The sequence below is a fragment of the Nocardioides daeguensis genome (genome assembly GCF_019192965.1).
In the GTDB taxonomy this organism is placed as follows: domain Bacteria; phylum Actinomycetota; class Actinomycetes; order Propionibacteriales; family Nocardioidaceae; genus Nocardioides; species Nocardioides daeguensis.
In genome coordinates, this window is the sequence record NZ_JAHTKU010000021.1 from 222,273 (window position 1) to 229,208 (window position 6,936).

General features: G+C 70.2%; 7 protein-coding genes. All 7 read left to right on the forward strand.

Annotated elements, in window-relative coordinates; all coding sequences use genetic code 11:
- Position 1 precedes the first annotated feature (1 nt).
- Genes KU893_RS18115 through ilvN form a run of 7 tightly spaced genes read left to right on the forward strand, consistent with a single transcriptional unit; the run spans position 2 to position 6,526 of the window.
- Positions 2-940, forward strand: a complete 939-nt coding sequence (locus KU893_RS18115) for a branched-chain amino acid ABC transporter permease (protein WP_218235781.1) — start codon at positions 2-4, stop codon at positions 938-940.
- Entirely contained in the window at positions 940-2,025 is a 1,086-nt protein-coding gene (locus KU893_RS18120; RefSeq protein WP_218235782.1) for a branched-chain amino acid ABC transporter permease, read from the forward strand. The genes KU893_RS18115 and KU893_RS18120 overlap by 1 nt, the downstream gene beginning before the upstream one ends.
- A complete protein-coding gene (locus tag KU893_RS18125; RefSeq protein ID WP_218235806.1) occupies positions 2,022-2,855 on the forward strand; it encodes an ABC transporter ATP-binding protein in 834 nt (277 codons plus the stop codon). The genes KU893_RS18120 and KU893_RS18125 overlap by 4 nt, the downstream gene beginning before the upstream one ends.
- A complete protein-coding gene (locus KU893_RS18130) occupies positions 2,852-3,598 on the forward strand; it encodes an ABC transporter ATP-binding protein (protein WP_218235783.1) in 747 nt (248 codons plus the stop codon). The genes KU893_RS18125 and KU893_RS18130 overlap by 4 nt, the downstream gene beginning before the upstream one ends.
- Positions 3,599-3,613: 15 nt before the next feature.
- The gene (locus KU893_RS18135; RefSeq protein ID WP_218235784.1) at positions 3,614-4,399 is read left to right on the forward strand and encodes an enoyl-CoA hydratase/isomerase family protein; all 786 of its coding nucleotides are present in this window, start codon (positions 3,614-3,616) and stop codon (positions 4,397-4,399) included.
- The gene (locus KU893_RS18140; RefSeq protein ID WP_218235785.1) at positions 4,396-5,952 is read left to right on the forward strand and encodes an AMP-binding protein; all 1,557 of its coding nucleotides are present in this window, start codon (positions 4,396-4,398) and stop codon (positions 5,950-5,952) included. Before KU893_RS18135 ends, KU893_RS18140 begins: the two co-directional genes overlap by 4 nt.
- A gap of 43 nt (positions 5,953-5,995) precedes the next feature.
- Positions 5,996-6,526, forward strand: coding sequence for an acetolactate synthase small subunit (ilvN, locus tag KU893_RS18145; protein ID WP_218235786.1), 531 nt, complete (start codon positions 5,996-5,998; stop codon positions 6,524-6,526).
- Positions 6,527-6,936: the final 410 nt, after the last annotated feature.

Consider the following 6,936-nt stretch of genomic DNA (forward strand, 5'->3'; position numbering starts at 1 on the left):
GGTGGACGCACTCGAATCGTTGCCCCAGCAACTGGTCTACGGCCTGGCCCTCGGCTCGGTCTACGCCATGATCGCCCTCGGCTACTCGATGGTCTACGGCGTGCTGGAGTTCATCAACTTCTCCCACGGCGAGGTCTTCATGGTCGGCGCGTTCGCGTCGCTCCTCACCCTGACCGCCCTGACCGGGATCGGTGGGATCCTCGCGTGGGGGCCGCTCCTGCTGCTGACCATGCTGGCTGTCGCGATGCTCGCCAGCGGGGCGCTGGGTGTCGCGGTGGAACGTCTGGCCTACAGACCGCTGCGCAAGAGCAGTCGGCTCGCTCCGCTGATCAGCGCCATCGGGGTCAGCCTCATCCTCCAGAACCTCGTGATGCTGCTCCAGGTCCACTTCCAGGGTGACTCCCGGCCGCAGTCGGTGCCGGCTCGCGATGTCGTCCCCGCGGGGAGCTGGGAGGTCCTCGGGGTCCGGATCAGCTACACCGCCGGCCTGGTGTTCGCGGTCAGCATCGTGTTGATGATCGCCCTCGGCGCGTTGGTCTCGCGCAGCTCGCTCGGGCGCTCGATGCGCGCCACCGCACAGGACGCGGAGGTGGCCGGCCTGATGGGGATCAACGTCTCGGGCGTCATCACGCGGACGTTCTTGATCGGATCGGGGCTTGCGGGCGCCGCCGGCTGCCTCGTGGCGCTCTACTACACGCAGATCGACTACACGATGGGCTTCAGCGCCGGCATCAAGGCGTTCGCCGCCGCCGTGCTCGGCGGGATCGGGAGCATTCGCGGCGCGATGGCCGGCGGTCTCGTCCTCGGCGTGACGGAGGCCTTCGCGGCCACCTTCCTCTCGGCCACCTACAAGGACCTCGTCGCCTTCGTGCTCCTGGTCGTGGTGCTCGCGATCCGGCCGGCCGGCCTCCTGGGCCGCAAGACGCTGGAGCGTGTGTGATGACCGCGCTGATGGAAGGTCGGGAGGCGAAGACACGCCTCCCGTCGCCCGACGCGGCGTCGCGGCGAAGTGCAGCGAAGCAGGCCGGCATCCTCGCGATCGTCTGCGCGCTCGTTCTGCTCGCCGCCCCGAGCGACTACACCGTGCGCATCGCGACGATGATCCTGATCTACGCCGCGCTGGCCATGGGTCTCAACGTCGTGGTGGGCCTGGCCGGCCTGCTGGACCTGGGGTTCATCGCCTTCTTCGGGGTCGGGGCCTATAGCTACGCCCTGTTGGCGAGCAACCTGCACGACATCCACATCAACTTCTGGCTCATGGTGCCGGTCGGCATGTTGGCCGCAGCCCTGCTCGGGGTGGTCGTCGGCCTGCCTGCCCTGCGGACGCACGGCGACTACCTCGCCATCGTCACGCTGGGATTCGGCGAGATCGTCTTCATCCTGCTGGTCAACCTGGACCGGCCGATCAACATCACCAACGGTCCCCAGGGTGTGCTCGGCATCGACCTGCCCGCCGTCGGCGGCTGGCAGATCGGCCGCGAGGACGTCTACCTGGGCCCCATCGGGCTCACCACGACGATGCAGTTCTTCGTGCTGGCTGCCCTGTACACCGCCGGCGTCATGTACTGCGCGCTGCGCCTGCGCGACGCCCGGCTGGGTCGGGCGTGGCGAGCCATGCAGGAGAGCGAGGCAGCGACGAGCTCGTGCGGCGTGAGCATCGTGCGCGCGAAGCTGTCGGCGTTCGTGTTCGGCGCGAGCGTGGCTGGTGGCGCCGGGGTGCTCACCGCCGCCTGGTACGGCTCGGTGTTCCCCGACAGCTTCTTGTTCTCCGAGTCGATCAAGGTGCTCGCCATGGTGGTGCTGGGCGGGATCGGGAGCGTCTGGGGAGCGCTCGCCGGCGCTGTGGTGCTCGTCTTCATGCCCGAGCTGCTGCGCGAGTTCGACCAGTACCGGCTGCTCATCTTCGGCCTCGTGCTGGTCCTGGTGATGCGGCTGCGCCCCCAGGGCCTGTTCGCGAGCGGCACCCCACGCGTACGGCGCTGGACGCTGCGACGCTCCACGACTCGACGAGGAGGAAGCTCATGACGGCGACGGCACAGCGGATGGACGGCGGGACGGGGGTGCTCGCCGCGGAGTCCACCGCGGGGCACCTGCTGAGCGCGACCGGCCTGGTCAAGCGCTTCGGGGGACTCATCGCGGTCGACGGCGTCGACCTCGCCGTCCCGGCCAACGACATCGTGGGCATCATCGGGCCGAACGGTGCCGGCAAGACCACGTTGCTCAACATGCTGAGCGGCGCCCTGGCCGTCGACGAGGGCACCATCCGGCTCGACGGTGTCGACATCACGCAACGCAACGCCGCGTCCCGCGCGGCGCTCGGGCTGCGGCGCACCTTCCAGAACATCCGCCTGTTCGGGGGAATGACGGTTCTCGAGAACGTGCTGGTCGGCATGCACGTGCAGACGCGCGGCTGGATCGCCGGCGGCATCATCGGAGGCTGGGGGGTGGCCCGCGCAGAGCGCGCCGCCGTCGAGACCGCCGCCACCGTCCTGACCACGCTCGGCCTGGAGTCGTGCGCGAACAGCCTCGCCGGCAGCCTGTCGTACGGGCAGCAGCGACGCGTCGAGATCGCCCGTGCGCTCGCTTCCTCGCCACGCGTCCTGCTGCTGGACGAGCCCGCGGCGGGCCTCAACAGCGCCGAGAAGCGGGAGGCGACCGAGCTGATCTGCTCGCTGCCGGAGCGCTACGGGCTGTCGGTGGTGCTCGTCGAGCACGACATGGACCTGGTCAGCGACACGTGCTCGGCGATCTCGGTGATCGAGTACGGCAGGCCGCTGTGCGACGGGCGACCGGCCGAGGTGCTCAACGACCAGCGCGTGATCGACGCCTACCTCGGAACGGCGGTCGTGCGATGACTCTCGAAGCGATCGACCTGGACGTCAGCTACGGCGCCGTCAACGCGTTGCGCGGTGTCAGCATGCGGGTCGCCGACGGCGAGGCCGTGGCTCTCATCGGGAGCAACGGAGCCGGGAAGAGCACGACGCTCAAGACCCTGAGCGGCATGCTCGCGCCGCGTTCCGGGGCGGTCCTCCACCAGGGCACCGACATCGCCGGAGCCCCCACGCACGTGATCGCGCGCCGGGGCATCGCCCACGTCCCCGAAGGACGCCGCCTGTTCCCGCGGATGAGCGTTCGCGAGAACCTCTACCTGGGCGCCTTCCACCGCAAGGATCGCGAGGTCCAGCAGGACCTCGACGCACAGCTCGACCTGTTCCCCCGGCTGCGGGAGCGCATCGACCAGGACGCGGGAACGCTGTCCGGCGGCGAGCAGCAGATGGTGGCGATCGCCCGGGCCCTGATGTCCCGGCCGTCGCTGTTGCTGCTCGACGAGCCGAGCCTCGGGCTCTCACCGTTGATGGTGACGACCGTGTTCGAGGCGATCGCCGCGATCCACGCGACCGGGACCGCCCTGCTCCTCGTCGAGCAGAACGCGGGACAGGCGTTGTCGGTGACGTCTCGCGGCTACGTCATGCGCAGCGGCGAGATCGTCAAGGAGGGTCCCAGCGACGAGCTGAGGACGGACCCGATGGTGCGGGAGATCTATCTCGGTGCCACCTCACACCAGGAGCCTGCGGCAGACCCGCAGGTGACCCACTGACCACAAGGAAGAACGATGACCACTGAGCTTTCCACCCATTCCCCCGTGCTGGTCGAGTCGTCCGACGGCGTCCACGTCATCACCCTCAACCGTCCGGCGGCCCTCAACGCGCTGAACGTCGAGCTGCTGTCCGGCCTGGTCGACGCGTTGGCAGCCACCCAGGACAGCGGCCCGGTGGTGGTCCGGGGAGCCGGCCGGGCGTTCTGCGTCGGCGAGGACCTCAAGCAGACCCTCGCTCCCCGCACGGGCAGCGCCGAGGAGCTCCGGACCGCGTTCGAGCTCCTGCAGGACATCACCCGCCTCATGGTGAGCAACCCGTGCCCGGTCATCGCCGCGGTCCACGGCTACGCCGTCGGTGGAGGCGCCGAGATCGCCCTGGCCGCCGACCTCGTGGTGGTGCAGGCCGGGACCCGGATGCGGTTCCCCGAGGTCCCGATCGGGCACGCGCACACCGGGGGGATCAGCTCCCGGCTCCCCCAGATGGTGGGACTGCTGCGGGCCAAGGAGCTGCTGTTCACCGGGAGGTGGATCGCCGCCGAGGAGGCGCAGGCCCTGGGCCTCGCGACCACGCTCGCCGAGGACGCGTTCGCCGAGGCGAGCGCGCTGGCTGCCCGGCTCGGCGAGCAGCCGCGCCGGTCGCTGGCTTCGGCGAAGCGCGCCGTCGAGGCCGCGGCCTCGACCCAGCTCGAGGCGACCCTGCGGCTGGAGGTCGAAGCAGCGCTGTACTGCTTCGCGTCCGCGGAGGCCAACGCCTCCTTCGAGCAGTTCGCCACGAGCGGCACCGTGGCGGGTGCGCGATGACGGTCCGGATCGGATCCGTCGACATCGACCAGACGCTGCCGGAGCTTCTCGAGCGCGCCGCTGTCGCGTGGCCGGATCGGGTGTTCCTCAGGATCGACGGCGTGGACACGACCTTCGCGGAGTTCCGTGACCAGACTGCTCGGCTGGCTGCCGGCCTCGCCAAGCAGGGACTCGCCCCCGGCACCCGGCTGAACGTCTTCATGCGCAACTCGCTGGCGTGCGTGCAGACCTGGTTCGCCGCCAACTGGCTCGGGGCGTCGTGGGTGCCGGTGAACACCGAGTGGCGCGGCCAGACGTTGCACAACGCCCTCACCCTGGCGGACCCCGCCGTCATCGTCGTGGACGAGGACCTGGAGACCCACCTGCGTGACGGGGTGGGCGACGACCTGTCCGCCCCGGTGCTGGTCGCGCCCGCGGGCGACGGGCTCGCGTCCCTGGACGAGTGGATGGTCGAGACGCCGGTCGATCCGGTGCCCCAGGGGTCGGCCGACGTGGCGGGAATGCTCTACACGTCCGGCACCACGGGGCGGTCGAAGGCGTGCGTCCTCTCGCACCGCTACTTCGTCTCCCAGGCCGCGATCGCGGTGCGGGACTTCGGTCTTCGCGACGACGACGTCCTGTACTGCCCGTTTCCCCTGTTCCACGCCGACGCGACGGCGCTCACCACGGTGCCGGCGCTCCTGCTCGGTGCCACGGCAGCGCTGTCGCGCCGGTTCTCGGCCTCACGGTTCTGGGACGAGGTGCGCGAGACCGGAGCGACGGTCTTCGACTTCATGGGCGCCACCTTGTCGATCCTCTACAAGGCCGAGCCGAGGCCGGACGATCGCGACAACACCGTCCGGCTCGCCTGGGGAGTGCCCGTGCCGGACTGGGCTCCCGACTTCGAGGCGCGCTTCGGCCTGCAGGTCCTCGAGCTGTACGGCAGCGTCGAGGCGAACATCCCCATCACCCAGCGGTGGGACCAGCCCCAGGTGCTCGGCTCGTGCGGACGGGTGACGCCCGAGTTCGAGATCCGGATCGCGGACGAGAACGGCGACGCGCTGCCGGCGGGTGAGGTCGGCGAGCTCCTGGTCCGGCCGCGGATCGCTGGCACCGTCCTCGACGGCTACTTCGCGAACCCCGAGGCGACGGCCACCGGGTTCCGCGGGCTCTGGTTCCACAGCGGCGACCTGGTGCGGAGCGACGACGACGGCAACATCTTCTTCGTCGGCCGCGGGAAGGACTCGATCCGTCGGCGCGGGGAGAACATCAGCGCCCTCGAGGTCGAGGAGGGCATCGAGGCGCACCCCGACGTCGTGGAGTGTGCTGCCGTCGGGGTGCCGAGCGAGCTGACCGAGGAGGAGGTCCAGGTGTTTGTCGTGCCCCGTGCGGGCAGCAACGTCGACGCGGAGTCGATCTGGCGCCACAGCGAGGCGACCATGGCGAGGTTCCAGGTCCCGCGCTACATCGCCCTCGTCGACGCGTTGCCGAAGACGCCGACCGGCAAGGTGAGCAAGCCGGCTCTCGCCGAGGTGTTCGCCGACGTCGTGCCCCACGACCGACAGGCGCAGTGATGGGCCGAGCGGCGGACCTGCGCGGCGGCGATCGCGGTCGGTCGTGCTGACGGGCCGGTACGTGCTCCACCTCGCGAGCACGGATGCGGTCCGCTCGGTCGTCCAGCTGCTCGCGGCACGGCAGGTCGAGGTCGTCACCCTGTCCGTCGCTGCCGACGCCGACGGCACGGCGACACTGCACCTGACCGCCACGCTCCCGGACCTGGCGTCCGGCGAGCTGCTCGTCAAGCGGTTGAACCGGCTGATCGACGTCGTCAAGACCGTCGAGGTCAGCGCCGCCCGGTTCCACGAGCGAGAGGCGGTCCTGGTGCGTGTCGAGGCCGAGGCGACCACCCGGCGCCTCGTCCTCGACGTCGCCGACGCGTTCGGCGCCGACGTCGTCGAGGTGAAGCGCCACTCGCTCACGCTCGGCCTGTTCGCCGAGCCGCGGCGGGTGCGTGACTTCCTGACCGTGTTGGCCGACCATCCGATCAGCGAGCTCGTCGGCTCCGGCGTCCTCCCGGTTCGGCGCGGCGGCGCATCACTCCGGCGCCGACCCGCCGCGTCCGTCGACGCGTCACGGGAGCCTGCGTAGGGCGTGTCTCCCACTTGCGCGTGGGGAGTCGAGTGCTGGAGGGGTGCACCAGCCGGTCGTCGGTTGCCAGGGCTCGGCGAGCCTGAGCGCAAACACCCCACCCGCGAAGGGAAGGTCTACTGCTGCGTCGTGCTCGACACCTTCCCTCGTCGTGTCGTGGGCTGGTCGATCGACGCCTCCCCGACAGCTGCGTTAGGGACCACGCCCTGGGAATGGCGATCACAGCCGACTCGGGAAGACCTTGTCGGCCGGGACGGTGATCCACTCCGATCAGGGCGTCCAGGGCGAAATCAACCGGTCGTCGCAACACCTCGATCATGGAGGTGTTGAACGATGGCGACGAAGGACTGGAGCAGGAAGACCAGCGATGTGCCCGAGAGCGGGCGTCGGCAGTGGCGTGCTGATCGGGC